The 25,041-nt window shown below is 56.9% G+C and carries 38 protein-coding genes; 5 read left to right on the forward strand and 33 right to left on the reverse strand.

The window, feature by feature from the left end:
- Positions 1-2 precede the first annotated feature (2 nt).
- From gspN to ACMG4N_RS16270, 3 genes are all read right to left on the reverse strand, one after another.
- Positions 3-731, reverse strand: a complete 729-nt coding sequence (gene gspN / locus ACMG4N_RS16260; RefSeq protein WP_297766821.1) for a type II secretion system protein N — start codon at positions 729-731, stop codon at positions 3-5.
- Positions 732-739: 8 nt separating this feature from the next.
- A complete protein-coding gene (ssb, locus tag ACMG4N_RS16265) occupies positions 740-1,261 on the reverse strand; it encodes a single-stranded DNA-binding protein (protein WP_297766823.1) in 522 nt (173 codons plus the stop codon).
- Positions 1,262-1,366: 105 nt separating this feature from the next.
- Positions 1,367-2,734, reverse strand: coding sequence for an MFS transporter (locus ACMG4N_RS16270; protein ID WP_297766825.1), 1,368 nt, complete (start codon positions 2,732-2,734; stop codon positions 1,367-1,369).
- 239 nt (positions 2,735-2,973) lie between these two features.
- Between ACMG4N_RS16270 and ACMG4N_RS16275 the strand changes: the two genes are divergently transcribed.
- The 5 genes from ACMG4N_RS16275 (at position 2,974) to ACMG4N_RS16295 (ending at position 9,347) form a co-directional block, all read left to right on the forward strand.
- Complete coding sequence (locus tag ACMG4N_RS16275; protein WP_297766828.1) at positions 2,974-3,624, forward strand: response regulator transcription factor; 651 nt, start codon at positions 2,974-2,976, stop codon at positions 3,622-3,624.
- A gap of 142 nt (positions 3,625-3,766) precedes the next feature.
- The gene (gene uvrA, locus ACMG4N_RS16280) at positions 3,767-6,592 is read left to right on the forward strand and encodes an excinuclease ABC subunit UvrA (protein WP_297766830.1); all 2,826 of its coding nucleotides are present in this window, start codon (positions 3,767-3,769) and stop codon (positions 6,590-6,592) included.
- Positions 6,593-6,594: 2 nt separating this feature from the next.
- Positions 6,595-7,410, forward strand: a complete 816-nt coding sequence (locus ACMG4N_RS16285; protein ID WP_297766832.1) for a hypothetical protein — start codon at positions 6,595-6,597, stop codon at positions 7,408-7,410.
- Between the two features lie 121 nt (positions 7,411-7,531).
- Positions 7,532-8,803 (forward strand): glycerophosphodiester phosphodiesterase family protein, encoded by a 1,272-nt coding sequence (locus tag ACMG4N_RS16290; protein WP_414432442.1) that lies wholly within the window; start codon positions 7,532-7,534, stop codon positions 8,801-8,803.
- A gap of 163 nt (positions 8,804-8,966) precedes the next feature.
- A complete protein-coding gene (locus ACMG4N_RS16295; protein WP_297766834.1) occupies positions 8,967-9,347 on the forward strand; it encodes a hypothetical protein in 381 nt (126 codons plus the stop codon).
- Positions 9,348-9,368: 21 nt separating this feature from the next.
- Here the strand turns inward: ACMG4N_RS16295 and ACMG4N_RS16300 are convergent, their stop codons facing one another.
- The 30 genes from ACMG4N_RS16300 to tuf all read right to left on the reverse strand — a co-directional run bounded on the left by ACMG4N_RS16300 (position 9,369) and on the right by tuf (position 25,017).
- On the reverse strand, positions 9,369-9,704 hold the full coding sequence (locus ACMG4N_RS16300) for a DOPA 4,5-dioxygenase family protein (protein ID WP_035249958.1): 336 nt from the start codon (positions 9,702-9,704) through the stop codon (positions 9,369-9,371).
- A gap of 116 nt (positions 9,705-9,820) precedes the next feature.
- A complete protein-coding gene (rplQ, locus tag ACMG4N_RS16305) occupies positions 9,821-10,204 on the reverse strand; it encodes a 50S ribosomal protein L17 (RefSeq protein WP_035249956.1) in 384 nt (127 codons plus the stop codon).
- A 49-nt stretch (positions 10,205-10,253) separates the two neighbouring features.
- Entirely contained in the window at positions 10,254-11,261 is a 1,008-nt protein-coding gene (locus tag ACMG4N_RS16310) for a DNA-directed RNA polymerase subunit alpha (RefSeq protein ID WP_035249954.1), read from the reverse strand.
- Between the two features lie 20 nt (positions 11,262-11,281).
- Positions 11,282-11,914 carry a 30S ribosomal protein S4 gene (gene rpsD / locus ACMG4N_RS16315; protein WP_035249952.1) on the reverse strand — a complete coding sequence of 211 codons (633 nt, stop codon included), beginning with the start codon at positions 11,912-11,914 and terminating at the stop codon, positions 11,282-11,284.
- A 16-nt stretch (positions 11,915-11,930) separates the two neighbouring features.
- The gene (gene rpsK / locus ACMG4N_RS16320) at positions 11,931-12,329 is read right to left on the reverse strand and encodes a 30S ribosomal protein S11 (RefSeq protein ID WP_011587706.1); all 399 of its coding nucleotides are present in this window, start codon (positions 12,327-12,329) and stop codon (positions 11,931-11,933) included.
- Between the two features lie 35 nt (positions 12,330-12,364).
- Complete coding sequence (gene rpsM / locus ACMG4N_RS16325; RefSeq protein WP_297766835.1) at positions 12,365-12,721, reverse strand: 30S ribosomal protein S13; 357 nt, start codon at positions 12,719-12,721, stop codon at positions 12,365-12,367.
- Positions 12,722-12,837: 116 nt separating this feature from the next.
- Positions 12,838-12,954, reverse strand: a complete 117-nt coding sequence (gene rpmJ / locus ACMG4N_RS16330; protein WP_008928865.1) for a 50S ribosomal protein L36 — start codon at positions 12,952-12,954, stop codon at positions 12,838-12,840.
- Between the two features lie 17 nt (positions 12,955-12,971).
- Entirely contained in the window at positions 12,972-14,354 is a 1,383-nt protein-coding gene (secY, locus tag ACMG4N_RS16335; protein ID WP_035249948.1) for a preprotein translocase subunit SecY, read from the reverse strand.
- An 11-nt stretch (positions 14,355-14,365) separates the two neighbouring features.
- Positions 14,366-14,800, reverse strand: coding sequence for a 50S ribosomal protein L15 (rplO, locus tag ACMG4N_RS16340; RefSeq protein ID WP_035249946.1), 435 nt, complete (start codon positions 14,798-14,800; stop codon positions 14,366-14,368).
- A 3-nt stretch (positions 14,801-14,803) separates the two neighbouring features.
- Entirely contained in the window at positions 14,804-14,986 is a 183-nt protein-coding gene (gene rpmD, locus ACMG4N_RS16345) for a 50S ribosomal protein L30 (RefSeq protein WP_035249943.1), read from the reverse strand.
- Positions 14,987-15,009: 23 nt separating this feature from the next.
- A complete protein-coding gene (rpsE, locus tag ACMG4N_RS16350; protein WP_035249941.1) occupies positions 15,010-15,507 on the reverse strand; it encodes a 30S ribosomal protein S5 in 498 nt (165 codons plus the stop codon).
- Positions 15,508-15,519: 12 nt separating this feature from the next.
- Positions 15,520-15,870: a 50S ribosomal protein L18 gene (gene rplR / locus ACMG4N_RS16355; RefSeq protein WP_035249939.1), complete on the reverse strand. Its 351-nt coding sequence runs from the start codon at positions 15,868-15,870 to the stop codon at positions 15,520-15,522.
- A 17-nt stretch (positions 15,871-15,887) separates the two neighbouring features.
- Positions 15,888-16,421, reverse strand: coding sequence for a 50S ribosomal protein L6 (rplF, locus tag ACMG4N_RS16360; RefSeq protein WP_035249937.1), 534 nt, complete (start codon positions 16,419-16,421; stop codon positions 15,888-15,890).
- 31 nt (positions 16,422-16,452) lie between these two features.
- Positions 16,453-16,845 carry a 30S ribosomal protein S8 gene (rpsH, locus tag ACMG4N_RS16365; protein ID WP_035249936.1) on the reverse strand — a complete coding sequence of 131 codons (393 nt, stop codon included), beginning with the start codon at positions 16,843-16,845 and terminating at the stop codon, positions 16,453-16,455.
- 26 nt (positions 16,846-16,871) lie between these two features.
- Positions 16,872-17,177, reverse strand: a complete 306-nt coding sequence (gene rpsN / locus ACMG4N_RS16370; protein WP_035249935.1) for a 30S ribosomal protein S14 — start codon at positions 17,175-17,177, stop codon at positions 16,872-16,874.
- Positions 17,178-17,188: 11 nt separating this feature from the next.
- Complete coding sequence (gene rplE / locus ACMG4N_RS16375; protein ID WP_035249934.1) at positions 17,189-17,728, reverse strand: 50S ribosomal protein L5; 540 nt, start codon at positions 17,726-17,728, stop codon at positions 17,189-17,191.
- A gap of 12 nt (positions 17,729-17,740) precedes the next feature.
- Positions 17,741-18,049: a 50S ribosomal protein L24 gene (rplX, locus tag ACMG4N_RS16380; RefSeq protein ID WP_035249933.1), complete on the reverse strand. Its 309-nt coding sequence runs from the start codon at positions 18,047-18,049 to the stop codon at positions 17,741-17,743.
- Between the two features lie 15 nt (positions 18,050-18,064).
- On the reverse strand, positions 18,065-18,433 hold the full coding sequence (gene rplN / locus ACMG4N_RS16385) for a 50S ribosomal protein L14 (RefSeq protein ID WP_022986486.1): 369 nt from the start codon (positions 18,431-18,433) through the stop codon (positions 18,065-18,067).
- Between the two features lie 50 nt (positions 18,434-18,483).
- Positions 18,484-18,750 carry a 30S ribosomal protein S17 gene (gene rpsQ, locus ACMG4N_RS16390; protein WP_290508861.1) on the reverse strand — a complete coding sequence of 89 codons (267 nt, stop codon included), beginning with the start codon at positions 18,748-18,750 and terminating at the stop codon, positions 18,484-18,486.
- A gap of 2 nt (positions 18,751-18,752) precedes the next feature.
- Complete coding sequence (gene rpmC, locus ACMG4N_RS16395) at positions 18,753-18,944, reverse strand: 50S ribosomal protein L29 (protein ID WP_011587694.1); 192 nt, start codon at positions 18,942-18,944, stop codon at positions 18,753-18,755.
- Positions 18,945-18,947: 3 nt separating this feature from the next.
- Positions 18,948-19,361, reverse strand: a complete 414-nt coding sequence (rplP, locus tag ACMG4N_RS16400; RefSeq protein WP_035249931.1) for a 50S ribosomal protein L16 — start codon at positions 19,359-19,361, stop codon at positions 18,948-18,950.
- A gap of 13 nt (positions 19,362-19,374) precedes the next feature.
- Positions 19,375-20,073 (reverse strand): 30S ribosomal protein S3, encoded by a 699-nt coding sequence (rpsC, locus tag ACMG4N_RS16405; RefSeq protein WP_035249930.1) that lies wholly within the window; start codon positions 20,071-20,073, stop codon positions 19,375-19,377.
- A gap of 4 nt (positions 20,074-20,077) precedes the next feature.
- The gene (gene rplV / locus ACMG4N_RS16410) at positions 20,078-20,422 is read right to left on the reverse strand and encodes a 50S ribosomal protein L22 (RefSeq protein WP_035249929.1); all 345 of its coding nucleotides are present in this window, start codon (positions 20,420-20,422) and stop codon (positions 20,078-20,080) included.
- Positions 20,423-20,432: 10 nt separating this feature from the next.
- Entirely contained in the window at positions 20,433-20,708 is a 276-nt protein-coding gene (rpsS, locus tag ACMG4N_RS16415) for a 30S ribosomal protein S19 (RefSeq protein WP_035249928.1), read from the reverse strand.
- 22 nt (positions 20,709-20,730) lie between these two features.
- Positions 20,731-21,555 carry a 50S ribosomal protein L2 gene (rplB, locus tag ACMG4N_RS16420; RefSeq protein ID WP_035249927.1) on the reverse strand — a complete coding sequence of 275 codons (825 nt, stop codon included), beginning with the start codon at positions 21,553-21,555 and terminating at the stop codon, positions 20,731-20,733.
- Positions 21,556-21,573: 18 nt separating this feature from the next.
- Positions 21,574-21,870, reverse strand: coding sequence for a 50S ribosomal protein L23 (gene rplW, locus ACMG4N_RS16425; protein ID WP_035249926.1), 297 nt, complete (start codon positions 21,868-21,870; stop codon positions 21,574-21,576).
- Complete coding sequence (rplD, locus tag ACMG4N_RS16430) at positions 21,867-22,469, reverse strand: 50S ribosomal protein L4 (RefSeq protein WP_035249925.1); 603 nt, start codon at positions 22,467-22,469, stop codon at positions 21,867-21,869. The genes rplW and rplD overlap by 4 nt, the downstream gene beginning before the upstream one ends.
- A gap of 14 nt (positions 22,470-22,483) precedes the next feature.
- Positions 22,484-23,119, reverse strand: a complete 636-nt coding sequence (rplC, locus tag ACMG4N_RS16435; protein ID WP_297766842.1) for a 50S ribosomal protein L3 — start codon at positions 23,117-23,119, stop codon at positions 22,484-22,486.
- Positions 23,120-23,162: 43 nt separating this feature from the next.
- A complete protein-coding gene (gene rpsJ / locus ACMG4N_RS16440; RefSeq protein ID WP_022986497.1) occupies positions 23,163-23,474 on the reverse strand; it encodes a 30S ribosomal protein S10 in 312 nt (103 codons plus the stop codon).
- Between the two features lie 352 nt (positions 23,475-23,826).
- Entirely contained in the window at positions 23,827-25,017 is a 1,191-nt protein-coding gene (gene tuf, locus ACMG4N_RS16445) for an elongation factor Tu (RefSeq protein ID WP_414432446.1), read from the reverse strand.
- Between the last annotated feature and the right edge of the window lie 24 nt (positions 25,018-25,041).

Genomic DNA, 25,041 nt, shown 5'->3' on the forward strand with positions numbered 1-25,041 from the left:
CGCTACCCCTGCTTGAGCGAGAATGGCTGGGACATCTGGAATACCACATCATCCGGGCTGCCACCCTGGCTGACACCCAGCAACAAGGGCCAGGCACGCATGACTTCCAGATGGAAACGACCGTCACTGATTCGTGCCTGCAGCAGGCGCTCCCCGTCAGGATCTGCCACCCGCAAGGTGGGCACCGGCCCATCCATGCTCAAGCGGCCCTGTAATTCCGGCACCGTGGCTGAGCCATTGTTCCCCCAGGTCACCCTGCCACCACTGTAATCCAGGGTGCCCTGAAGTTGCTGAATAGTATCGTCGGCAATCTGTAACGCCATCAGCACCGCATCGACCCGGCCGTCGGCACCGCCCTGGGGGACATGTTCCGCTACCAGTGCCACCGGCAGGGACAAGCGCGCCTGTTCCACCTGCCAGTCACCCCAGTCTGCGCCGACCCAACCGGACAGGTTTGCCTGCTGGCCCTGATCACTGCGCAGGGCCAGTTGCGCGCCCGGCACCAGGCCGTGCCAGTCCATTGTCCAGTTCAGCGAGCCCTGCAGTTGCTTCCAGCGCCAACGGGCCTGCCCCTGCCACCAGCGGCCACGGGGCTCGGACAGAGTCAGCACGGCGCCACCCAACCGCACGGCAGGCACCCGCTCCACCACAACGGCGGCGGGCATGCTGACGATCAAAAAAACCAGCAGACTGGCAATAAAGACCAGTGCCAGCGTCAAGGTACGAGGCATGGCGGTTCTCAGAACGGGATATCGTCGTCGAAATCATCAGCCGGGCCGCTGAAGCCGCCCTGATTTTGACCCTGACCGGGATTCTGGCTTTGCTGTGGCGCGGCATTGCCGCCACCGTAATTTTCGTTCTGGTTCTGGTAGCCACCCTGGTTACCCTGAGGCGCATAGCCACCACCTTGACCACCCCCATCACCACGGCCATCCAGCATCTGCATTTCGTTGGCCACGATTTCGGTGGTGTAGCGATCCTGACCATCCTGCCCCTGCCACTTGCGGGTACGAATGGAGCCTTCGATATAGACCTTGGAGCCCTTCTTCAGGTACTCACCGGCAATCTCGCCCAGCTTGTTGAAAAATACCACCCGGTGCCATTCAGTGCGTTCCTGCATCTGCCCGCTCTGCTTGTCCTTCCAGGTTTCACTGGTAGCCAGACGAACATTGGTGACCGCGCCACCGCTGGGCATGAAACGGGTTTCCGGGTCTGCCCCCAGGTTACCAATCAGAATTACCTTGTTAACGCCGCGCGCCATGTTTCTCTCCGTGACTCTCTAGGTCAGTACTGTTGTAGTCGGCAATGCCCTGTCAGGTAAATCACCGGTTTCTCAAATGCATGTCAGATCAAGCCAAACATTGTGTCAGCTTTGCGAGGCTCCGGCGAGCCCCGCAAGCCGGGCCTCATCCAGTTCCCCGGCATCGACCTTGAGCAAGGCCAGGGCCTGCTCCTCGACGATGACGGTTTCCACCACACCGGGCACCGTCTGCAGCTCACGGGCCAGTTTCTGCCAATCCTGGCCCGGGGCCAGGATCAGCACCCGGTTATCCAGTTTCGGCAGCTCCTGCAGCCCGGTCAGCACCACCAGCCAGACCGCCGCCAACAGCGCACAACCGTAGAACACCGCCTCGGCTCCTACCCACTGGTACAAGGCCCCACCCAGCTGCCCGCCGACAAAGACACCCAGGAACTGACTGGTGGAGTATACCCCCATGGCCGTGCCCCGGGTGCCCGCCGGTGCCGCCCGGCCCACCAGCGAAGGCAGCAGGGCCTCGAGCAGGTTAAACGCGGCAAAGAACACCAGCAGCGCCAGCACAAAGTGCCACAGCTCGGCACCGGCCAGGGCCAACAGAATCTGTGACACCGCCAGCAACACCACCGCCAGTCGCTTCACCGGCACCGCGCCACGCCGTTCGGCGCGGATAATCAGCGGCACCATGGCCACGAACCCGGCCACCAGCACGCCCAGGTAGATCAGGCTGTGGCTGCGCAGTCCCAGCCCGAGCCGTTCGCTGAGCAGGGCCGGCACCACCACGAAAGAGGCAGTCATGATCAGGTGCAGGGTAAAAATGCCCAGATCAAATCGCAGCAATGTCTTGCTGGCCAGTACCCGACGGAAGCGCACGCCCACGGGCAAGGCCTCCCCCTGCAATGCCCGTGGCGCCGGCACCACCAGGGCCACCAGCAGGGCAAAGACGCCCATCACCGAGGTCATCCAGAACAGGCCGGACAGGCCCAGCCAGCTGGCCAGTAACGGGCCGAGAATCAGGGCCAGTACAAAGGAGCCACCCACGGACATGCCGATCAGGGCCATGGCCCGGGTACGATGCTTTTCGCTGACCACATCACCGATCAACGCCATGATCACACTGGCGATGGCCCCCGAGCCCTGCAAGGCGCGCCCGGCAATGACACCATGAATATGGTCACTCATGGCCGCCACCACGCCCCCCGCCACAAACAGAAGCAGACCGATCAACAACAACGGTCGCCGTCCGAAGCGGTCGGAAAGCATGCCAAACGGAATCTGCAGCAGGGCCTGCATCAGCCCGTAGGCACCGATAGCGGTACCGATCAGCAGCGGTGTCGCGCCTTCCAGGGATTGCCCGTAGACCGCGAAAATCGGCAGAATCATGAACAGGCCGAACATCCGCAGCGCAAAGATGGTCGCCAGGTAGCCGGTGGTTTTCAGCTCTGTCCGCTGCAGGACACTGGAGGAAGATGCCGACATGAACGCTTGTTGCTCCAAAACGGGTGGCCGCAAGTCACGGCCGCTACAAAAAGGCGGGCAGTGTATCAGATTCCCCACGGGGCCGGACCAGGACACAGTGCCCCACTTTGGAGTCCAGGAATCGTGAAATCCGTAAAACCGGGCAATGGTAAATTGAACCCCGGTCAAAGCGGTGATAAATTCACATGCTGATCAGTTTTTTTTCTTAGGCTCCGCCTGAGACATCATGGACGGCATCGATGAACAGCCCACAACAAACTCAACAAGTTTACGTAGTAGGCAGCCAGCAACTGCAAAACGCCCTGCTCACCGAATTTCTCGTCAAGGAAGAAGTGGCTACCAAGAGCATTCCCTCGGTGGAGACGATCTCAGTGGAGACCCTGCGGGAATTTGACCAGAACCTGTTTCTGGTGGATTACCACAGTGTCGATGTGAACGAGGTAATCGCTCACCTTCTGGAAGCCGATCAGGAAGTGGACAACGACGTTCTGATCGCCCTGTTCAATGTGGACAGCGACGACTCCCTATCCCGACTGGCAGGCCTGCCCATGGTCAACGGCGGTTTCCAGCATGACTGCCCCCAGGCACTGCTGAGCAAAGGCATCAAGGCCATTTTCGACGGCGAGCTGTGGTTCCCACGCGCCGTGCTGCAGGCCTATCTGATGAAAAGCCGCACCTTCAACAAGACCTTCTCCCGCAGCGAGGTGAACCTCACCGACCGGGAAGTGGAAGTGCTGAAAGTGATGGCCACCGGCGCCAAGAACTCGGAAATCGCCACCAGCCTGAATCTGAGCCCGCACACCATCAAGACGCATATCTACAACATCTTCAAGAAAATCAATGCGTCCAACCGCCTGCAAGCGGTGAACTGGGCACAGGAAAACCTCTAGCAACGCTTCATACAACACGCACCGTGCTGCACGCCTTGCGTGCAACATGAGGCGTGTTGCGGGCAGCGACCACATTCTTTTGCCCTTCACACGAATTCGCCTATACTGCCCTGTTCATTTTGACAGTAGTCAGGGGTAGTTGATGGATACCATACTGGTTCGCGGTGCACGGACTCATAACCTGAAGAACGTGGACCTGGATATTCCCCGGGACAAGCTGGTGGTAATCACCGGTCTGTCCGGTTCAGGGAAATCCTCACTGGCCTTTGACACGCTTTACGCAGAAGGCCAGCGCCGCTATGTGGAGTCCCTCTCCACCTATGCCCGCCAGTTCCTGTCGATGATGGAAAAGCCCGATGTGGACCACATCGAAGGGCTCAGCCCGGCGATCTCCATCGAGCAGAAATCCACCAGTCATAACCCGCGATCCACCGTCGGCACCATCACCGAAATTTACGACTATCTGCGCCTGCTGTTCGCCCGGGTGGGCGAGCCCCGCTGCCCGGAGCATGAAGCGCCGCTGGCCGCCCAGACCATCAGTCAGATGGTGGATCAGGTGCTGGCCATGGAAGACGGCAGCAAACTGATGCTGCTGGCGCCAGTAATTCGCGAAAAGAAAGGCGAGCATCTGCACCTGTTCGAGGAGCTGCGCGCCCAGGGCTTTATCCGTGCACGCATTGACGGGCGCATCTATGACATGGATGACACCCCGGATCTGGACAAGAACAAGAAGCACACCATTGAAGTGGTGGTGGATCGCTTCAAGGTCCGTGACGACCTGCAGAACCGGCTGGCGGAATCCTTCGAAACCGCCCTTAACCTGGCGGACGACATCGCCATCATTGCGCCCATGGACGGCGACGGCGAGGAAGTGACCTTCTCCGCCAAGTTTGCCTGCCCGCACTGCGGCTACTCCATCCCCGAACTGGAACCGCGACTGTTCTCTTTCAACAATCCGGCCGGCGCCTGCCCCAGCTGCGACGGGCTGGGCATGAAGCAGTTCTTCGACGAGGACAAGGTGATCAATTCCGACGAGCTATCCCTGTCGGAAGGCGCCATCCGCGGCTGGGACCGCCGCAACGTCTACTATTTCCAGATGCTCAATTCCCTGTCTCAGAGCCTGGGTTTCGACATGGACGTGGCATTTCAGGAGCTACCCAAGGATATCCGCAAGAAAGTGCTCCACGGCACCGGCAAGGAAAGCATCGAATTCCGTTACCTCAACGACCGCGGCGACATCATCAAGCGCAACCACCCGTTCGAGGGCATCATCCCCAATATGGAGCGACGCTACCGGGAAACCGAATCTGATGCGGTACGCGAGGACCTGCTCGGCTACATGTCCACCTCCAGCTGCCCCAGCTGCAATGGCTCGCGACTGCGCGAGGCGGCCCGTCATGTGTTCATCGAAGAAACCACCCTGCCGGAAGTGGTACGGTTGGCGGTGGGCAAGGCCCACGGCTACTTCAGCGACCTGAACCTGCCCGGCAGCAAGGGCGAAATCGCCGACAAGATTCTCAAGGAAATCCGCGACCGCCTGCAGTTTCTGGTCAACGTGGGGCTGGAATACCTGACCCTGGAGCGCAGCGCGGAAACCCTGTCCGGCGGCGAGGCCCAGCGTATTCGTCTGGCCAGTCAGATTGGTGCCGGCCTGGTGGGCGTCATGTACGTGCTGGACGAGCCCTCCATCGGCCTGCACCAACGTGATAACGAGCGCCTGCTCAGCACCCTCACCCGCCTGCGTGACCTGGGTAATACCGTGCTGGTGGTGGAGCACGACGAGGAAGCCATCCGCCTGGCCGACCACGTGATTGATATCGGCCCCGGTGCCGGCGTTCATGGCGGCAGGGTCGTCGCCCAGGGCAGCGCCCAGGACGTGGCCGACAACCCGGACTCGCTCACCGGCGACTACCTGTCCGGTCGCAAACAGATCGCCATCCCCGCACAACGGCGAGAAAACCAGGGCGACAAATGGCTGACCGTGCACGGCGCCACCGGCAACAACCTCAAGGGCCACCCATTGAATATCCCGGTAGGCCTGTTCACCTGCATTACCGGTGTCTCCGGGTCCGGCAAGTCCACCCTGATCAACAACACCTTATACCCGCTGGCGGCCACCAAACTGAACAAGGCCACCACGCTGACCCCCGCCGTCCATGAGTCCATTGAAGGGCTGGAGCACTTCGACAAGGTGGTGGATATCGACCAGAGCCCCATTGGCCGCACCCCCCGCTCAAACCCGGCCACCTACACCGGCATCTTCACCCCGGTGCGCGAACTGTTCGCCGGCACCCAGGAAGCCCGCGCCCGCGGCTACAAACCCGGCCGTTTCAGCTTCAACGTGAAAGGCGGGCGCTGCGAAGCCTGTCAGGGCGATGGCGTCATCAAGGTGGAAATGCACTTCCTGCCGGATATTTATGTGCCCTGCGAAGTTTGCGAAGGCAAACGCTATAACCGGGAAACCCTGGAGATTACCTATAAGGGCAAGAACATCTTCGAGGTGCTGGATCTGACCATCGAAGATGCCCGGGAATTCTTCGATGCGGTGCCTTCCCTGGCCCGTAAACTGCAGACCCTGATGGATGTGGGTCTGAGTTACGTAAAACTGGGCCAGGCCGCCACCACCCTGTCCGGCGGCGAAGCCCAGCGGGTCAAACTCGCCAAGGAGCTATCCCGCCGGGATACCGGCAACACCCTCTACATCCTCGACGAACCCACCACCGGGCTGCATTTCCATGATATCCAGCTGCTGCTGGACGTGCTCAACCGACTGGCTGACCACGGCAACTCAGTAGTGGTGATCGAGCACAATCTGGATGTAATCAAGACCGCCGACTGGATCGTGGATCTGGGACCGGAAGGGGGCGACGGCGGCGGCGAGATCATTGCTGAAGGCACGCCGGAGGAAGTGGCCAGGGTGAAAGTTAGCCACACTGGGCGCTTCCTTAAACCCATGCTTGGACAATAAGAATGAAGACCATCATCCCACCTTGGCTACTTTGCACCTTAACCTGTGTCATGTTCACAGGATGCAAGAGCGCTAAAACGCTTTATAATGGTGTGGCTTGTGGCTCCGGAGCAATATGCACAGAGGCCTACCCTCAGGAATCTCTGTCTGGAACAAGAAACCCTGACAAAATTGTTGTCGCACCACCGTATTTCGAGCTCGAAATACGCGACCAGGATGGCGCTTACCACCCTTACCCTACGATGCTCGAACGAATTCCGCCTGATACGATTCAGCATTATCAGAAGCATGCCGACGCCTACGAAATTTCTCTCTCCACGCCTTCTTTCGATCTCTCCAATCACTTAGACGAGTTTAAGAACCTATACGCTGATACTTTTATTGATTTTGCCCCTATCGGCCGCCCCACTCCTAGCGTGAAAGGCTTTCTACTGGAAATGGCCACAGGACCTGAACGAGTAAACCCCGCGAAGACAGACTCCATTATACTTGATGGAAACCGCGCCACGGAGCAGTTGGAAGCGGACGAGGCATGCTGCATCGTTCTCACCAGAGTGAGAGGATGGCATGAAAGTCGCGAAAGCTATAACGCTTCCGTGACCAGTGCCATCATCTTCAGTTCTTTAGCTGGCAGTAGTGGCGCCGCCTCTTATGCAGGAGAAGTAGTTGTGGACATGGCAGTCATTCGGCTCCAGGACGGCAAGCTCATCTGGAGCTCTCAAACGACCGGCCCGGTCAGTGGCCTTGCCATGCAAAGAGGGATCACCCCGTATTATTCTGCTGTCGCCAATCTTCGCCTGGAGTCGAGCGATAAATGACCTTCAGACTGTGCTCTACTCCATAACGTCGACCCTTGTAATACCGCCGCCACCGGAACCAAATATCAGCGTCACAACCCGCTCACAGACTCAACCTCCACGGCAACCCTGGAGGCTGATTATGAAATCGATATGGGCATGGAAAGCATGCATCGCCACCCTGGCCATCAGTATTGGCACTGCAGCCTGTGCCGGGCACGGCTCCGACGGCAAAAGCAGCGTGGAGCTGGGGCCGCGCCCCTATTACCTGGTTGCAGACATGGACGAGGGGCCGCTGAAGCAAGCCCTCCAGGACTGTGCCAGCCGACCGCGTCCGCAACAGGCCAGTGACTTTTCCATTGGCCATCGTGGCGCGCCGCTGCAATTCCCCGAACATACCGAAGAGTCCTACCGGGCCGCCGCCCGCATGGGCGCCGGCATCGTGGAATGCGATGTGGCCTTCACCAAGGATCGCGAGTTGGTCTGTCGCCATTCCCAGTGCGATCTGCACACCACCACCAACATTCTCGACACCGACCTGGCCGACCAGTGCAGCGAGCCTTTCTCCCCTTTTGATGGCAGCAACCCGGCCAGCGCCCGCTGCTGTACCAGCGATATCACCCTGGCCCAGTTCAAGACACTCACCGGCAAGATGGATGGCGCCAACCCCCGCGCCACTACCGTGGAGGAATACCTGAAGGGCACGGCTGGTTGGCGAACGGACCTCTACAGCCAAAGCGGCACCCTGCTCAGTCACAGGGAGAGCATCGCCCTGTTTCAGGAGCTCGGGGTAAAGATGACGCCCGAGCTGAAAGCGCCACAGGTATCCATCCCCTATCAGGGCGAGTACCGTCAGCAAGACTATGCCAAGCAACTGATTGAGGAATATCGACAAGCCGGTGTACCACCGAGGGATGTCTTCCCCCAATCCTTCAATCTGGAAGACGTGCGCTACTGGATCGGCCACCACCCCCGCTATGGCCAACAGGCGGTATATCTCGATGGTCGTGATAGCGAAGGGCTGGATCCACAGAACCCCGGCACCTGGCAACCCGATATGGACACCCTAGCCGGTTATGGCGTGAACATCATCGCCCCGCCCCTGTGGATGCTGGTCACCGTCGATGAGCGCAACCGCATTGTCCCCAGCCCCTATGCCCGGGCCGCCCGCGCTGCCGGCCTGGATATCATCGCCTGGTCCCTGGAGCGTTCCGGCCCATTGGCCAACGGCGGCGGCTGGTATTACCAGAGTGTTCAACCAGCTATCAATAATGACGGCGACACTTTTACCCTGCTGGATGTGCTGGCGCGGGACGTGGGTGTTATTGGTGTCTTTTCCGACTGGCCAGCCACCACCTCCTTCTACGCGAGCTGCCAGAAATTCCTGCATGCCAAGCGCCCCGCACTACCTTAGCGCACGTGCACCACAAGGGCCGTGCCTCGTTCCACCGCGGGGCGCAGGCACCCACAAAGCGGGCCATGACAATGGCACGCTTTCTGCTTTGATAGATCTGAACTGAGGCCTTGCTTCAGCCAACGTCAGCTTCCCAGGGCAACCATTCAAAGGAGTCTGTGAAATGGACGCCACCACCGACCACCGCTGGTTGATGCAGTACAACATCGTCAACCTGGTTAATCAGTGTCGACGGTTGATTCGGGCTGAATTCGACGAAAGCCTGTCACTGACCGATCCGGCACTGCGCCATAAACTGGCCCATTATGCCGGCCTGACCCGCTCTCAGGGCATGCAACGACTTTACGGGGAAATTCGCCTGGCGCTACTGGAGCTGGAAGGCAAAGACCCGCCATTGACTCCATCCGCCAACGGCGCAGTTCGCCTCTATCGAGGGCAACCGGTAGAAACCCGCAACACTCAAAACACAAAGGATGAGACCGGCTCGGTACAGCGACAGCGCAAGGGCTTGATGTATCGGGGACACAAAGTAGCGCAGGGGTAGTTAGCGGGTTGAGTCAGGCAATCAGGCGGAGAACTGGAAGATACTCAGGTCCAGCGGCAGGCTTTCACCCAGCCACATCACCAACTCGGTGTGATCGCGCAGATCATCACCACTAAGACCGTGAACAAAAACCGTCAGCCCGTTACGGCTGGCCATCAACCAGGGGATCACATCCCCGGCCAGGCGGCGCGGAATGGATAGCTGGCAGCTCCAGCAGGGGTGCGGGCCCACCGGCTTGCGATGCATGTGCCCCATGGGTATGTCGAAATGCTGGTGGGCGGCCTGGCACAGCGCTGCCGCTTGGGAAAACGTGGATTCATCGAAATAGACGTGTGCATGAAAGCCGTTGATTGCCATATGCCCTGCCTCTGAGATCTAGTCGGCCTCTCCTGACAGCATAGTACAAGTCCGCCGGCTTACGACAGACATAAAAAAACCGGGCAATATGCCCGGTTTTTTTGAAGCTTCGACGCTTATTCTTCGTCAGCGTCCGCCAGCTCAGGACGATCAACCAGCTCAACATAGGCCATCGGTGCATTGTCACCAGCACGGAAACCCATCTTGAGGATACGGATGTAACCGCCAGGACGGCTCTGGTAACGCGGACCCAGGTCATTGAACAGCTTGCCGACCACTTCCTTGGAGCGGGTGCGGTCGAAAGCCAGACGACGGTTCGCTACCGAGTCTTCCTTCGCAAGAGTGATCAGCGGCTCAGCCACACGACGCAGCTCTTTAGCTTTCGGCAGAGTGGTCTTGATCACTTCGTGCTCCAGCAGAGACACAGCCATGTTACGGAACATAGCCTGACGATGAGAGCTGTTCCGATTCAGTTTTCTGCCGCTTTTGCGATGACGCATGATTCTGTTCCTATGTTCAGGGGCGCTTCACAGCGTCCACAACAACTAATTAGCGCAATTTGGTGTTCAACCGGTCATCATCACGGAGACTGACCGGCGGCCAGTTCTCGAGACGCATGCCCAGTGACAAGCCCTTGGAGGCCAACACATCTTTGATCTCGGTCAGCGACTTCTTACCCAGGTTCGGGGTTTTCAGCAGCTCCACCTCGGTACGCTGTACCAGATCACCGATGTAGTAGATGTTTTCCGCTTTCAAACAGTTAGCGGAGCGAACCGTCAGCTCAAGATCATCCACCGGACGCAGCAGGATAGGATCAATTTCCTCACGCTCCTGCTTCGGCTCAGGCTTGGCATCCTGTTCCAGGTCTACAAACACCGCGATCTGCTGCTGCAGAATTGTTGCTGCACGACGAATCGCTTCTTCCGGATCGATGGTACCGTCTGTTTCCAGATCGATAACCAGTTTATCCAGGTCAGTACGCTGCTCTACACGAGCGGCTTCGACCACGTAAGCCACACGACGAACCGGGCTGTAGCTGGCATCCAGCTGCAGTCGGCCAATACCGCGGGTTTCGTCATCATCTGACTGACGGGCATCAGCGGCCACATAACCGCGACCCTTCTGCACCTTCAGCTTCACACGCAGTTCGGTGTCGCCAGTGATGGTGCAAATCAGATGATCCGGGTTGACGATCTCAACACTGTGATCACGCTGGATATCGCTCGCGGTGACAACACCCGGGCCTTTCTTGACCAGTTCCAGCGTTGCTTCTTCGCGATCTTCCATCTTCAGGGCAACGCCCTTCAGGTTCAGCATGATGTTGATCACATCTTCCTGAACCCCTTCGATGGAAGAGTATTCGTGCTGTACCCCGTCGATCTCCACTTCGGTGATCGCACAGCCGGGCATACTGGAGATCAGGATGCGACGCAGCGCAGTCCCCAGGGTGTGGCCAAAGCCACGCTCCAGCGGTTCCAGAACCACCTTTGCATGGTTCTGATTGATCGCGTTGACCGCGATCGAGCGGGGCGTGAGAAAGTCGTTCACGGCGGTCATAGAGATCCCTCAGGCAGTCCTTACTTGGAGTACAGCTCGACGATCAGATTTTCGTTGATCTCGGCAGGCAGGTCGATACGCTCAGGCTTAGCCTTGTAGGTACCTTCCAGCTTTTTCTCGTCAACTTCGAGCCAAGGCATAAAGCCACGCTGCTGAGCCAGCTCCATGGCGTTTTTCACGCGCAACTGAGCTTTGGACTTCTCGCGAACGGTGATGATGTCACCCGGCTTAACCTGGTAGGAAGCCACGTTGACAGACTGACCGTTGACCAGAATCGCACGATGACTTACCAGCTGACGCGCTTCAGCGCGGGTAGAGCCGAAGCCCATGCGGTAAACCACGTTATCCAGACGACCTTCAAGCAGCTGCAGCAGGACTTCGCCAGTTGCACCCTTGGAGGAAGCCGCTTTCTTGTAGTAGCTACGGAACTGCTTTTCCAGCACACCATAGGTACGACGAACTTTCTGCTTCTCGCGGAGCTGCACACCGTAATCTGACAAACGAGCCGGACGACGACCGCTAGCGCCAGCTGCCTGACCGGGTGCCTGCTCGGCTTTACACTTGGATTCCAGAGGGCGGATACCGCTCTTCAGGAACAGATCGGTGCCTTCACGACGGGAAAGCTTGCACTTGGGACCGATGTATCTTGCCATCTTGCTTTAACTCCCGTTACACGCGACGCTTTTTGGGCGGACGACAGCCGTTATGCGGAATCGGCGTAACGTCCTCAATATGGGTAATCTTGTAGCCACAGCCATTCAGAGCACGAATGGAAGATTCGCGACCTGGGCCAGGGCCTTTTACCCGTACTTCCAAATTTTTGAGACCGTAGTCCTTGGCAGCATTACCCGCGTTTTCAGCAGCCACCTGGGCAGCAAACGGGGTGCTCTTACGGGAACCACGGAAACCAGCGCCACCGGAGGTCGCCCAGGACAACGCATTGCCCTGACGATCAGTGATGGTGATGATGGTATTGTTGAAGGATGCGTGCACGTGGGCGATACCGTCTGCAACGGTACGCGTTACCTTCTTACGACGTGCGCCACTATCTTTCTTTGACTTAGCCATAATGCCTATCCAAATCCAGCCGCTGACGTTTCAGCTTATTTGCGAATCGGTTTACGCGGACCTTTACGAGTCCGAGCATTGGTCTTGGTACGCTGGCCACGCAGTGGCAAGCCGCGACGATGACGGATACCACGGTAGCAACCGAGGTCCATCAGACGCTTGATGTTCATGGTGATTTCCCGGCGCAGGTCACCTTCAGTAGACAACTTGGCTACTTCGCCACGAATGACGTCAAGTTGTTCACCGCTCAGATCACGCACTTTCGCGGTCTGATCAATACCGGCCGCTGTACAGATCTCAGCTGCACGGGTACGACCGATCCCGAAGATGTAGGTGAGAGAGATCACCGTGTGCTTATTTTCCGGGATGTTAACGCCTGCAATACGGGCCATCCGAATATCTCCGATTCACAAAACGGGTGGCGCCAGACTCAAGGGCGCCGAAAGGCGGCAGAGTCTAGCGCTACGCCGACTGAATTTCAACCAAACACTTAAAAGAAGACGTAACCTTAACCCTGGCGCTGCTTGTGCCGGGGTTCGGCACTGCAGATAACCATGACGCGACCCTTACGACGGATCACTTTGCAGTTTCGGCAGATCTTCTTCACAGAAGCCTGAACTTTCATCGCACTCGCCTCGTTCGTTAACGCACCAGACCGGTGCCACCATACCCTTTCAGGTTGGATTTCTTCATCAACTTCTCATACTGGGTGGACGTCAGGTGCGAATTAACCTGCGACCAGAAGTCCATCACTACCACCACTACAATCAGCAGGGAGGTGCCGCCCAGATAGAAAGGCACGTTGGCAACTGCCTGCAGACCCAGCGGCAGCAAGCACACCAGCGTCATGTATACCGAACCGATCAGGGTCAAACGGCCCATCACTGTGTCGATATAGCGAGCAGATTGCTCGCCCGGGCGAATGCCCGGAATATAAGCGCCGGATTTCTTCAGGTTGTCTGCGACATCCTTCGGATTGAACACCAGCGCAGTATAAAAGTAGCAGAAGAACACGATTGCCAGGGTAAACAGCAAGATATAGAGCGGCGTACCCGGCAGCAGAGCATCACTCACGTTTCTCAGTGCCTGACCCCACCAGGAATCCGGATTGGAATCACTGAACCACTGGGTCAGAGATGCCGGAAACAGCAGTATGGAGCTGGCAAAGATAGCCGGAATAACACCTGCCATGTTCACCTTCAGCGGCAGATGACTCTGCTGCGCTGCATACACACGACGTCCCTGCTGACGACGGGCATAATTCACCGTAATACGGCGCTGTCCACGCTCCATGAAGACCACCCCGAAAATAACGGCGAGGGCTACCAGGAACACAAACAACATCATGATCAGGCTCAGGTCACCAGTACGCGCAGACTCGAAGGTCTGTGCAATGGCGCCAGGCAGGCCTGACACGATGGAAGCGAAGATCAGCATGGAAATACCATTGCCAATTCCACGCTCGGTAATCTGCTCACCCAACCACATCAGGAATACGGTACCGGTCAGCAAGGTGGTGACAGCGACAAAGTAGAAGCTGGCAACCTGCATGGTGCTGGCCGTTTCCGGCAGCAGCGTAATGCCCTGGCTGTTCAGTCCGGCCACCATGCCGAAGGACTGGATGCCACCCAGTACTACCGTCAAATAACGGGTGTACTGAGTTATCTTGCGCCGACCCTGTTCGCCTTCCTTGCGGAGCTGCTCCAGGGTGGGCACTACTGCCGTCATCAGCTGAATCACGATGCTGGCAGTAATATAGGGCATGATGCCCAACGCAAAAATACTCATGCGTTCCAGGGAACCCCCGGAAAACATGTTGAACAGGCCAAGAATGGTGTCCCGGTTGTTGTTGAACATCTGTTGCAACGCTTCCGGGTTCATGCCCGGGACCGGGATGTGTGCCCCGATCCGGAACACCACCAGGGCGCCCAACAGAAAACCGATTCGCCGCCACAGCTCACGCATTGCGCTGCTGTCAGCTTTCGGCGGACCACCATTCAGTGTCTGAGCGCGATTCTTCGCCATAAAGCGCTGCCTTATTCTTCGACTTTACCGCCAGCTTTTTCGACCGCTTCGCGGGCGCCTTTGCTGATCGCTACGCCGCGAATGGTCACTGCACGGTCGATTTCGCCCTGCAGAACAATCTTGGCGCGCTTCATGTCACGACGCACAACATTGGCTGCTTTGAGGGCGGCCAGGTCAATCACGTCGCCGTCTACTTTGGCAAGTTCAGCCAGGCGAACTTCCGCAGTGCCCATAGCCAGCTTGGACGTGAAACCGAACTTCGGCACACGACGCTGCAGCGGCATTTGGCCACCCTCGAAACCGGGCTTCACAGTACCGCCGGAACGGGACTTCTGACCCTTGTGGCCGCGACCACCGGTCTTGCCCAGGCCGGAGCCGATACCACGACCAACGCGCTTGGCGTCCGGACGGGAACCTTCAGCGGGATGCAGATCATTCAGACGCATCACTTATTCTCCCTCTACCTGCACCAGATACGCGACCTTGTTGATCATGCCGCGTACTGCCGGGGTATCTTCAACTTCCACAGTGTGGCCAATGCGGCGCAGACCGAGACCGCGCACAGAGGCCCTATGCTTTTCCAGCCGGCCGTTGATGCTCTTAACCAGCTTTACCTTGATCTTATCAGCCATCGTAACGATTCCGTTATCTGCGCTTAGTTCAGAATGTCTTCGACAGACTTGCCACGCTTGGCTGCCACAGACTCCGGAGAAGCCATGGACTTCAGGCCATTAAAAGTAGCCCGAACCACGTTTACCGGGTTGGTGGAGCCATAGCACTTGGCCAGTACATTCTGAACGCCTGCGACTTCCAGCACGGCGCGCATGGCACCGCCGGCAATTACACCGGTACCGTCATCGGCCGGCTGCATATACACCTTGGAGGCACCGTGACGGGCCTTCATGGGGTGCTGGATGGTGGTGCCATTCAGCTCCACCTGAATCATGTTGCGGCGGGCAGCTTCCAGGGCTTTCTGGATAGCAGCAGGCACTTCACGGGCCTTACCACGACCAAAGCCGACCTTACCCTTGCCGTCACCCACTACGGTCAACGCGGTAAAACCGAAAATACGGCCGCCTTTAACAACTTTAGCAACCCGGTTTACCTGAACCAGCTTTTCCTGCAGACCTTCGTTGGGATCAACCTTCGCCATAACCAAGCACCCTTAGAATTCAAGACCGTTTTCACGCGCGGCATCCGCCAGCGCTTTAACACGGCCGTGATATTTGAAACCAGAACGGTCAAAGGCTACGCGCTCAATGCCCGCTTCCTTGGCACGCTGAGCGATCAGCTGGCCAACTTTAACCGCTGCGTCAGCATTGCCTGTCGCGTCTGCACGCAGATCTTTTTCGACCGTGCTTGCAGATGCCAGTACCTGGTCACCAGCGACAGAGATCACCTGCGCATAAATATGACGCGGGGTACGATGTACGCAAAGGCGAACTTCGCCCAGCTCGCGAATCTTCAGGCGAGTGCGCTTGGCCCTGCGTAGACGTGAAACTTTTTTGTCTTTCATGGCATCAATCTCGACAATTATTTCTTCTTGGCTTCCTTACGGCGCACTTGCTCATCAGCATAGCGCACCCCTTTACCCTTGTAGGGCTCAGGCGGACGGAAGGCCCGAACATTGGCAGCAACCTGACCAACCAGCTGCTTATCAATGCCTTTAATGACAATTTCGGTCTGGCTCGGGGTTTCAACGGTAATCCCTTCGGGCAACTCGAAAGCTACCGGATGGGAGAAACCGAGGGTCAGGTTCAGTACCTTGCCCTGAGCCTGCGCGCGATAACCCACACCGAGGAGCTGAAGCTTACGCTCGAACCCTTCGGCAACGCCAGTCACCATGTTATTCAGCAGAGCACGAGAAGTTCCCGCCAACGCCCATGCCTTCTGGGAATCATCGTGCGGCTTAACTGATACCACACCGTCATCCAGGGACACGGCTACCAGCTCGTGTACTTCGTGCTCCAGGCTGCCTTTGCCACCTTTAACGGTGACTTTCTGGCCGTCGACTTTAACTTCGACGCCCTTCGGCAGATTTACCGGACTTTTAGCTACTCTAGACATTGCTGCACCTAACCCGTCTACGCCACTTCTGTTAGGACACTTCGCAGATCAGCTCGCCACCAACATTGGCTTTGCGCGCTGCGCGGTCAGAAATAATGCCCTGATTGGTGGATACGATCATGATACCCAGGCCACCTTTGACCTTGGGAATCTCACCCGCGGCCTTGTAGACCCGCAGACCAGGACGACTTACCCGTTTGATAGTGTCAATCACCGGGCTGCCTTCGAAATACTTAAGCTCAACCGTCATTACCGGTTTCTTGTCATCGCTGATCTTGTAATCAGCAATGAAGCCCTCTTCCTTCAGTACTTTGGCTACAGCTTCCTTTGCCTTGGAGGCAGGAATCTCGACCTGTACTTTCTCGGCCATCTGGGCGTTACGGATACGAGTTAACATATCCGCCATGGTATCTTGCATGCTCATGCCGCAATCGCTCCGCTTAACTTTGCTTACCAGCTGGCTTTAACCAGACCGGGAACATCACCGCGCATCGCTGCTTCACGCAGCTTGATCCGGCTCAGGCCGAACTTGCGGTAGTAGCCGTGCGGACGACCGGTGATACGACAGCGGTTACGCTGACGAACCGGGGAAGAATCGCGCGGCAATTTTTGCAGCTGAAGCTGAGCATCCCACTTCGCTTCAGGTTCTGCATTGGGATCCTGGATAATCGCCTTAAGCGCTGCACGCTTGGCGGCAAAACGCTTAACCAGCTTAGCGCGTTTTGCTTCCCGGTTTTTCATGGATTCTTTAGCCATGATAAATCCTCTTAGCCCTTCAGCGGGAAGTTGAAGGCGCGCAGCAGCGCCCGTGCTTGGTCGTCGCTTTTCGCTGTGGTGGTAATGGTGATATCCATACCACGCAGCTTGTCGACTTTATCGAAATCAATTTCCGGGAACACGATCTGCTCGCGCAGCCCCATGGAATAATTACCACGGCCGTCAAAGGATTTCGGATTCAGACCACGGAAGTCGCGAATACGCGGAATGGCGATGGAAACCAGACGCTCGAGGAATTCATACATTCTCTCGCCACGCAGGGTTACCTTACAGCCAATCGGCCAACCTTCACGGATCTTGAAGCCTGCTACAGACTTGCGCGCGTTGGTTACCAGGGGCTTCTGACCGGAAATTGCAGTCATGTCCGCCAGGGCACCATCCATCGCCTTACGATCCGCGGAAGCTTCACCAACACCCATGTTCAGGGTGATCTTGGTGATCTTTGGCACTTCCATGATATTACCGAGGCCAAGCTCTTCTTTCAGCTTGGGCACGATGTCGTTTTGATAAATCTTTTTCAGATCACTCATGGGTCACCTAACCTACAGCGTTTCGCCGTTGGACTTGAAGAAACGCACTTTGTTGCCGTCTTCAAAACGGAAGCCCACACGATCCGCTTTCTGCGTCTTGGGGTTCCAGATGGCAACGTTGGAAGCGTTTAGCGATGCTTCCTGTTCTACGATGCCGCCTTGAGTACCACGGTTAGGATTGGCCTTAACATGTTTCTTAACCATGTTGACGCCAGCAACGATGAGGCGACCATTGTCCAGAACCTGCTGAACAGAGCCACGCTTACCTTTGTCCTTTCCCGCAATTACAATGACTTCGTCATCACGCTTAATCTTGAGCATTACCTTCACCCGCCTTTACAGAACTTCAGGTGCCAGGGAGATGATCTTCATAAACTGCTCGGTACGCAGCTCCCGCGTTACCGGGCCGAAGATCCGGGTACCGATCGGTGCTTTATTGTTGTTCAAAAGCACCGCGGCGTTTTCGTCGAAACGAATCAGTGAACCGTCTGGACGACGCACACCCTTACGGGTACGCACGACCACAGCGGTCATTACATCACCTTTCTTTACACGGCCGCGCGGAATTGCTTCCTTCACTGTGACCTTGATGATGTCACCAATGCCTGCATAGCGGCGGTGAGAACCACCCAGCACTTTGATGCACTGTACCCGACGGGCGCCGCTGTTATCGGCGACTTCGAGCATGCTTTCGGTCTGAATCATCGCTAAATCTCTCCAACTCTGCCTTTACAGGCAGCCACAGCAACGGTCCGTCAGGCTTCGTTCGCCTGTTCAACTACGTTTACCAGCATCCAGGTCTTGCGTTTGGACAGCGGCCGGCACTCCTCAATGGTGACCAGGTCACCTTCACGACATGCATTCTCTTCATCGTGCGCCATCAGTTTCGTGGAACGCTTGATGATCTTGCCGTAAATCGGGTGCTGGACCCGGCGCTCTACCAACACAGTGATAGTTTTGTCACCTTTATTAGAGATGACTTTGCCGGTAGCGGTCCGGCGCATTGTATTCGCCTCTGCCATGACTAGTTACCCTGCTTCTCTCTCAGAATGGTCTTAACGCGCGCAATATTGCGGCGAACCGTCCCAAGCTCATGGGTTTTAGAAATCTGACCGGACGCGCTCTTCATACGCAGCTTGAATTGTTCTTCAAGCAGCTCGATTTGCGTCTGCTGCAGCTCTTCGACACTCTTTTCTTTCAGCTCGCTCGCTTTCATGGCTTACATCACCGTCCGAGTAACGACACGGGTGCTTACCGGCAGCTTGGCCGCGGCCAGACGGAACGCTTCACGCGCAACGTCTTCTGACACACCTTCCATTTCGTAAAGCATCTTGCCCGGTTGAATCTGGGCTACCCAATACTCTACAGAACCCTTACCTTTACCCATCCGCACTTCAAGAGGCTTCTTGGTAATCGGCTTGTCCGGGAAAACCCGGATCCAAATTTTACCACCACGTTTGATGTGGCGGGTCATTGCACGACGGGCCGCTTCGATCTGGCGCGCAGTAATACGGCCACGACCGGTAGCTTGCAGTCCAATAGTGCCAAAAGACACTTTGCTGCCCCGCTGTGCCAGGCCGCGGTTACGGCCCTTCATCACTTTCCGGAATTTGGTACGCTTCGGCTGCAACATCGTTCGTTACCCTTTAACCGCGGCCGCGCTTCTTCGCGCCCTTGGACTGCTTCTGCTGCTCTTCCTTCTGAACCTGCTCCATGCCACCAAGCACTTCGCCACGGAAGATCCACACCTTGATACCGATAGTGCCGTACGTAGTTTCAGCACGTACGCTTGCGTAATCGATGTCGGCACGCAAAGTATGCAGAGGCACTCGGCCTTCGCGGTACCATTCGGTACGCGCAATTTCTGCACCACCCAGACGACCGGACAGCTGAATTCTGATACCTTCAGCACCGGACTTCATGGCGTTCTGAACCGCACGCTTCATGGCGCGACGAAACATCACTCGGCGCTCCAGCTGACCAGCGACATTGTCACCTACCAGGCGCGCATCCAGGTCGGGCTTGCGCACTTCCTCGATGTTGATGTGAACTGGCACACCCATCTGGGCGGCCACATCGCGGCGCAGGCGTTCGACATCTTCGCCTTTCTTACCAATCACGATGCCCGGTCGAGCGGTAGCAATAGTGATGCGCACGTTTTCTGACGGACGCTCAATCTTGATACGGCTCACCGACGCATTCTTCAAACGCTTAAACAGGAACTCTCGTACCTGCAGGTCGGTAACCAGGCAGTCTGCGTAAGACTTCGGTCCGGCATACCAAAGCGAGTTGTGCTCTTTGACAATGCCAAGGCGAATACCGACCGGATGAACTTTCTGACCCATCTGGTTACTCCTGACCTTCTGAGACTTTCACAGTAATGTGGCAAGTACGCTTGAGGATTCGGTCAGCGCGGCCTTTGGCGCGCGGACGAATACGCTTCATGGTCATGCCTTCATCCACGCAAATCGTGGACACCTTCAGCTCATCAACGTCAGCGCCGTCGTTGTTTTCCGCATTTGCAATCGCGGACTCCAGCACTTTCTTAACGATTTTTGCCGCCTTCTTCGGGCTGAATTCCAGAAGATTCAGCGCCTTCTCGACTTCCAGGCCTCGGACCTGGTCCGCTACGAGGCGGGCTTTCTGAGCCGAAATTCTTGCGCCGCGCAGACGGGCTGCAACTTCAGTAGCCATGGCTGTCACCTTATCGCTTAGCCTTTTTGTCCACGATATGCCCGCGGTAGGTGCGGGTCAGGGCGAATTCGCCCAACTTGTGGCCCACCATGTGCTCGGTAACCATTACCGGTACATGCTGTTTGCCGTTATGCACAGCAATTGTCAGACCCACCATCTCCGGAACGATCATGGAGCGACGGGACCAGGTTTTAATCGGCTTACGGGAGCCGGCTTCCACCGCATCTTCCACCTTGCTGAGCAGGTGGTGATCCACAAAAGGACCTTTTTTCAGTGAACGTGGCACAGCCTGAACCTCTCTTTATCCCTTACTTACGACGGTCACGCACAATCATTTTGGTCGTGCGCTTGTTTGTACGGGTCTTGTAGCCCTTAGTCGGCACACCCCAAGGGGTTACCGGATGACGGCCACCAGAAGAGCGCCCTTCACCACCACCATGTGGGTGGTCGACCGGGTTCATCGCCGCACCGCGAACAGTGGGTCGAACACCCCGCCAGCGCGTTGCACCCGCTTTACCCAGCGAGCGCAAACTATGCTCACTGTTGGATACTGCACCGATGGTAGCCTTGCAGTCAGCATGCACCTTGCGCATTTCGCCGGAGCGAAGACGCAGAGTTACGTACTGGCCGTCTTTCGCCAGAACCTGCACGGATGTCCCTGCAGAGCGAGCGATTTGACCACCTTTACCAGGCTTCATCTCCACATTGTGGACAGTGGAACCCAGCGGAATATTACGCAGCGGCAAGGCGTTACCCAGCTTGATCGGCGCATCTTCGCCGGACTGGATGCGGTCTTCCGCTTGCAGGCCCTTGGGGGCCAGAATGTAGCGACGCTCACCGTCCAGGTACTTGACCAGCGCAATGTGCGCGGAACGGTTCGGATCGTATTCCAGGCGCTCAACAATGCCTACAACACCGTCCTTGTTGCGACGGAAGTCGACCAAGCGATACTTCTGCTTGTGACCACCACCTTTGTGACGAGTGGTGATACGACCGTTGTTGTTACGACCACCGTTTTTGCTCTTGGCTTCCAACAGCGGCGCGTAGGGAGCACCTTTATGCAGATCTTCGTTGACCACCTTGACTACAAAGCGGCGGCCCGGAGAAGTCGGCTTGCACTTTACAATCGCCATTATTCCTTACTCCCTTCCTTACTCTGCGCCCAGGAAGTCAATGTCCTGGCCTTCCTCAAGGGAAACATAGGCCTTCTTCCAGTCAGCGCGCTTACCAGCTACGCGACCAAAGAATTTGGACTTGCCTTTCATGTTGGCGGTACGAACAGCCTTCACTTTCACTTCAAAAAGGGCTTCAACTGCCTTTTTGATTTCCAGCTTGTTCGCATCTTTAGCCACTTTAAACACGAAGGTGCCATTCTGATCGGCAAGCACTGTTGCCTTCTCAGAAACGTGCGCAGCACGCAGCACTTTCAAAATACGTTCCTGGTTCATGCCAGCGCCTCCTCAAGCTTCTTAAGAGCCGGCACAGTAACAAGCACCTTCTCGAAAGCAATCAGGCTCACCGGATCAACGCCGTCAGCATCACGCACGTCGACTTTAGGCAGATTGCGCGAACCCAGATACAGGTTCTCGTCAACGCTGTCAGTCACGATCAGGACGTTAGTCAGATCCAGCTCTTTCAGCTTGGCTGCTACAGCCTTGGTTTTCGGCTCGTCTACGGTGAATTCATCCACCACAATCAGACGCTCCTGGCGAACCAGCTCAGACATGATGCACTGCAGCGCACCACGGTACATCTTGCGGTTCACTTTCTGAGAGTGATCACGCGGCACCGCTGCAAACGTCTTGCCGCCGCCACGCCAGATCGGGCTACGGATCGTACCAGCACGGGCACGACCAGTCCCTTTTTGACGCCACGGCTTACGGCCACCACCGCTCACATCAGAGCGATTTTTCTGAGCCTTGGTACCCTGACGAGCACCAGCCAGAAACGCAGTCACAACCTGATGAACCAGAGGCTCGTTAAAGTCCTTGCCGAAGGCGACTTCGGAAACGGTAACGGTACCTCCAGAGGCAGTATTGAGATTCATCCTCTATTCCTCTTTCAGGCCTTCGCCTTCACTGCCAGACGCACGATCACATCACCACCGGTAGCACCGGGGACCGCACCTTTAACCAGCAACAGATTCTTATCAGCATCTACGCGAACCACTTCCAGATTCTGGACAGTGACGCGCTCAGCACCCATATGGCCAGCCATCTTCTTGCCTTTGAATACGCGGCCCGGAGTCTGGTTTTGACCAATGGAACCCGGAGCACGATGAGACAAGGAGTTACCGTGGGTCATGTCCTGGGTGCTGAAGTTCCAGCGCTTCACGCCACCAGCAAAACCCTTACCTTTGGAAGTGCCGGTCACATCAATCATCTGACCTGCTTCAAACCCTTCGACGGTCACTTCAGAACCCGGCTGCAGCTCACCAGCTTCAGCACGGAATTCCCAAACGCCACGACCCGCCTCTACGCCAGCTTTCGCAAAATGACCGGCTTGCGCCTTGGTCACGCGGCTGGCACGGCGCTCACCTACCGTTACTTGCACGGCCTGGTAGCCATCTGATTCTTCGGCCTTGAGCTGGGAGACCCGATTCGGGGTCACTTCGATGACAGTCACGGGAACACTGATACCTTCCTCAGTGAAGACCCGAGTCATCCCACATTTCCGACCGATCACACCAATCGCCATTGTTTACCTCTTCACAACCTGTCGCGGTAATACCCGCCCGTTGTTAACCCAGGCTGATCTGCACATCCACACCAGCAGCCAGATCCAGCTTCATCAGCGCATCCACGGTTTTATCCGTAGGCTCGACGATGTCCACCAGCCGCTTGTGGGTGCGGATCTCATACTGATCTCGCGCGTCTTTATTTACGTGCGGAGAGATCAGCACTGTAAAGCGTTCTTTACGCGTCGGCAGCGGGATAGGACCCGTCACTTGCGCGCCTGTCCGTTTAGCCGTATCCACGATCTCTTGGGCGGACTGATCAATCAGACGATGATCAAAGGCCTTGAGCCGGATGCGGATTCTTTGGTTAGCCATAGCTAACAAACTCCAGACTGTTTCGAACCATATTTATATGGCAAAAAGCCCACTTACCTGATCGCCTATGGATAGGTTAGTGGTGTCAAAACAAGCCCGGGAACAATGCCCCGGTTGGTACTGCTCGTAAGCAGGGCGCAGATAGTAGCCATTCCCCCCGGGCATTGCAAGGGCCTTTTGCCCCAAATCCGGGAAATCCAGCAAAAAAGTGAAAATAAAGCACCCTTCGGCCTTATACCCACTCCTCTACCCGCTCCCGGCATTCCGAGAGCACGCCGGCACACGCCCAAAGGCCTGACACCAGCATCAAAAAGGGGCCGCCAGGCGGCCCCTTTTTGCACCAAGAAAGAACTTACTCGGTGATTTTGGCAACCACACCGGCGCCAACGGTACGGCCGCCTTCGCGAATCGCGAAGCGCAGGCCGTCTTCCATGGCGATCGGAGCGATCAGCTCAACGTCCATTTGCACGTTGTCGCCCGGCATTACCATTTCGGTACCTTCCGGCAGGGTACAAGCACCCGTTACGTCGGTGGTACGGAAGTAGAACTGCGGACGGTAGCCGTTGAAGAACGGAGTATGACGACCACCTTCGTCCTTGCTCAGCACGTACACCTCAGCGATAAACTTGGTGTGCGGCTTGATGGAGCCCGGCTTGGCCAGAACCTGACCACGCTCAACGTCATCACGCTTGGTACCACGCAGCAGAACACCAACGTTCTCGCCTGCACGACCTTCGTCGAGCAGCTTGCGGAACATTTCCACACCGGTACAGGTGGTCTTGGTGGTGTCGTGGATACCGACGATCTCGATTTCCTCGCCCACCTTGATGATGCCACGTTCTACACGGCCGGTTACTACTGTACCGCGACCAGAGATGGAGAATACGTCTTCGATCGGCATCAGGAACGGCTGATCAACGGCACGCTCCGGCTCCGGGATGTACTCGTCCAGGCACTCAACCAGTTTCTGCACGGCAGGCATACCGATGTCGCTGGTATCGCCTTCCAGTGCTTTCAGGGCAGAACCCTTGATGATCGGTGTGTCGTCGCCCGGGAAGTCATAGTCGCTCAGCAGTTCGCGAACTTCCATTTCCACCAGCTCAAGCAGCTCTTCATCGTCAACCATGTCCGCTTTGTTCAGGAACACAACGATGTAGGGTACGCCAACCTGACGGGACAGCAGGATGTGCTCGCGAGTCTGCGGCATCGGGCCGTCAGCTGCGGAACATACCAGGATCGCACCGTCCATCTGCGCGGCACCGGTGATCATGTTTTTCACATAATCAGCGTGACCGGGGCAGTCTACGTGGGCGTAGTGACGAGTCGGGGAATCGTATTCCACGTGAGAAGTTGCAATGGTGATACCACGCTCACGCTCTTCCGGGGCATTATCAATGCCGTCGAAAGCGATGGCGCTACCGCCCCAAACCTCTGCACACACGCGGGTCAGCGCGGCGGTCAGAGTGGTTTTACCATGGTCAACGTGACCAATGGTGCCTACGTTTACGTGCGGTTTATTACGTTCGAACTTTTCCTTTGCCACGGCTCAATACCTTTAACAAATTAA

Origin of the sequence: Alcanivorax sp. IL2 (assembly GCF_047495475.1) — a bacterium.
In the GTDB taxonomy this organism is placed as follows: domain Bacteria; phylum Pseudomonadota; class Gammaproteobacteria; order Pseudomonadales; family Alcanivoracaceae; genus Alcanivorax.

Bases quoted from the DNA above. Each gene is read 5' to 3' on its own strand.
- gspN (WP_297766821.1), bottom strand. From the start codon at position 731: ATGCCTCGTACCTTGACGCTGGCACTGGTCTTTATTGCCAGTCTGCTG.
- ssb (WP_297766823.1), bottom strand. From the start codon at position 1,261: ATGGCGCGCGGCGTTAACAAGGTAATTCTGATTGGTAACCTGGGGGCA.
- ACMG4N_RS16270 (WP_297766825.1), bottom strand. From the start codon at position 2,734: ATGTCGGCATCTTCCTCCAGTGTCCTGCAGCGGACAGAGCTGAAAACC.
- ACMG4N_RS16275 (WP_297766828.1), top strand. From the start codon at position 2,974: ATGAACAGCCCACAACAAACTCAACAAGTTTACGTAGTAGGCAGCCAG.
- uvrA (WP_297766830.1), top strand. From the start codon at position 3,767: ATGGATACCATACTGGTTCGCGGTGCACGGACTCATAACCTGAAGAAC.
- ACMG4N_RS16285 (WP_297766832.1), top strand. From the start codon at position 6,595: ATGAAGACCATCATCCCACCTTGGCTACTTTGCACCTTAACCTGTGTC.
- ACMG4N_RS16290 (WP_414432442.1), top strand. From the start codon at position 7,532: ATGAAATCGATATGGGCATGGAAAGCATGCATCGCCACCCTGGCCATC.
- ACMG4N_RS16295 (WP_297766834.1), top strand. From the start codon at position 8,967: ATGGACGCCACCACCGACCACCGCTGGTTGATGCAGTACAACATCGTC.
- ACMG4N_RS16300 (WP_035249958.1), bottom strand. From the start codon at position 9,704: ATGGCAATCAACGGCTTTCATGCACACGTCTATTTCGATGAATCCACG.
- rplQ (WP_035249956.1), bottom strand. From the start codon at position 10,204: ATGCGTCATCGCAAAAGCGGCAGAAAACTGAATCGGAACAGCTCTCAT.
- ACMG4N_RS16310 (WP_035249954.1), bottom strand. From the start codon at position 11,261: ATGACCGCCGTGAACGACTTTCTCACGCCCCGCTCGATCGCGGTCAAC.
- rpsD (WP_035249952.1), bottom strand. From the start codon at position 11,914: ATGGCAAGATACATCGGTCCCAAGTGCAAGCTTTCCCGTCGTGAAGGC.
- rpsK (WP_011587706.1), bottom strand. From the start codon at position 12,329: ATGGCTAAGTCAAAGAAAGATAGTGGCGCACGTCGTAAGAAGGTAACG.
- rpsM (WP_297766835.1), bottom strand. From the start codon at position 12,721: ATGGCCCGTATTGCAGGCGTTAACATCCCGGAAAATAAGCACACGGTG.
- rpmJ (WP_008928865.1), bottom strand. From the start codon at position 12,954: ATGAAAGTTCAGGCTTCTGTGAAGAAGATCTGCCGAAACTGCAAAGTG.
- secY (WP_035249948.1), bottom strand. From the start codon at position 14,354: ATGGCGAAGAATCGCGCTCAGACACTGAATGGTGGTCCGCCGAAAGCT.
- rplO (WP_035249946.1), bottom strand. From the start codon at position 14,800: ATGCGTCTGAATGATCTGCATCCCGCTGAAGGTTCCCGTCCGGACGCC.
- rpmD (WP_035249943.1), bottom strand. From the start codon at position 14,986: ATGGCTGATAAGATCAAGGTAAAGCTGGTTAAGAGCATCAACGGCCGG.
- rpsE (WP_035249941.1), bottom strand. From the start codon at position 15,507: ATGGCGAAGGTTGATCCCAACGAAGGTCTGCAGGAAAAGCTGGTTCAG.
- rplR (WP_035249939.1), bottom strand. From the start codon at position 15,870: ATGAAAGACAAAAAAGTTTCACGTCTACGCAGGGCCAAGCGCACTCGC.
- rplF (WP_035249937.1), bottom strand. From the start codon at position 16,421: ATGTCTAGAGTAGCTAAAAGTCCGGTAAATCTGCCGAAGGGCGTCGAA.
- rpsH (WP_035249936.1), bottom strand. From the start codon at position 16,845: ATGAGCATGCAAGATACCATGGCGGATATGTTAACTCGTATCCGTAAC.
- rpsN (WP_035249935.1), bottom strand. From the start codon at position 17,177: ATGGCTAAAGAATCCATGAAAAACCGGGAAGCAAAACGCGCTAAGCTG.
- rplE (WP_035249934.1), bottom strand. From the start codon at position 17,728: ATGAGTGATCTGAAAAAGATTTATCAAAACGACATCGTGCCCAAGCTG.
- rplX (WP_035249933.1), bottom strand. From the start codon at position 18,049: ATGCTCAAGATTAAGCGTGATGACGAAGTCATTGTAATTGCGGGAAAG.
- rplN (WP_022986486.1), bottom strand. From the start codon at position 18,433: ATGATTCAGACCGAAAGCATGCTCGAAGTCGCCGATAACAGCGGCGCC.
- rpsQ (WP_290508861.1), bottom strand. From the start codon at position 18,750: ATGGCAGAGGCGAATACAATGCGCCGGACCGCTACCGGCAAAGTCATC.
- rpmC (WP_011587694.1), bottom strand. From the start codon at position 18,944: ATGAAAGCGAGCGAGCTGAAAGAAAAGAGTGTCGAAGAGCTGCAGCAG.
- rplP (WP_035249931.1), bottom strand. From the start codon at position 19,361: ATGTTGCAGCCGAAGCGTACCAAATTCCGGAAAGTGATGAAGGGCCGT.
- rpsC (WP_035249930.1), bottom strand. From the start codon at position 20,073: ATGGGTCAGAAAGTTCATCCGGTCGGTATTCGCCTTGGCATTGTCAAA.
- rplV (WP_035249929.1), bottom strand. From the start codon at position 20,422: ATGGCTACTGAAGTTGCAGCCCGTCTGCGCGGCGCAAGAATTTCGGCT.
- rplB (WP_035249927.1), bottom strand. From the start codon at position 21,555: ATGGCGATTGTAAAGTGCAAGCCGACTTCTCCGGGCCGCCGCTTTGTA.
- rplW (WP_035249926.1), bottom strand. From the start codon at position 21,870: ATGAACCAGGAACGTATTTTGAAAGTGCTGCGTGCTGCGCACGTTTCT.
- rplD (WP_035249925.1), bottom strand. From the start codon at position 22,469: ATGAATCTCAATACTGCCTCTGGAGGTACCGTTACCGTTTCCGAAGTC.
- rplC (WP_297766842.1), bottom strand. From the start codon at position 23,119: ATGGCGATTGGTGTGATCGGTCGGAAATGTGGGATGACTCGGGTCTTC.
- rpsJ (WP_022986497.1), bottom strand. From the start codon at position 23,474: ATGGCTAACCAAAGAATCCGCATCCGGCTCAAGGCCTTTGATCATCGT.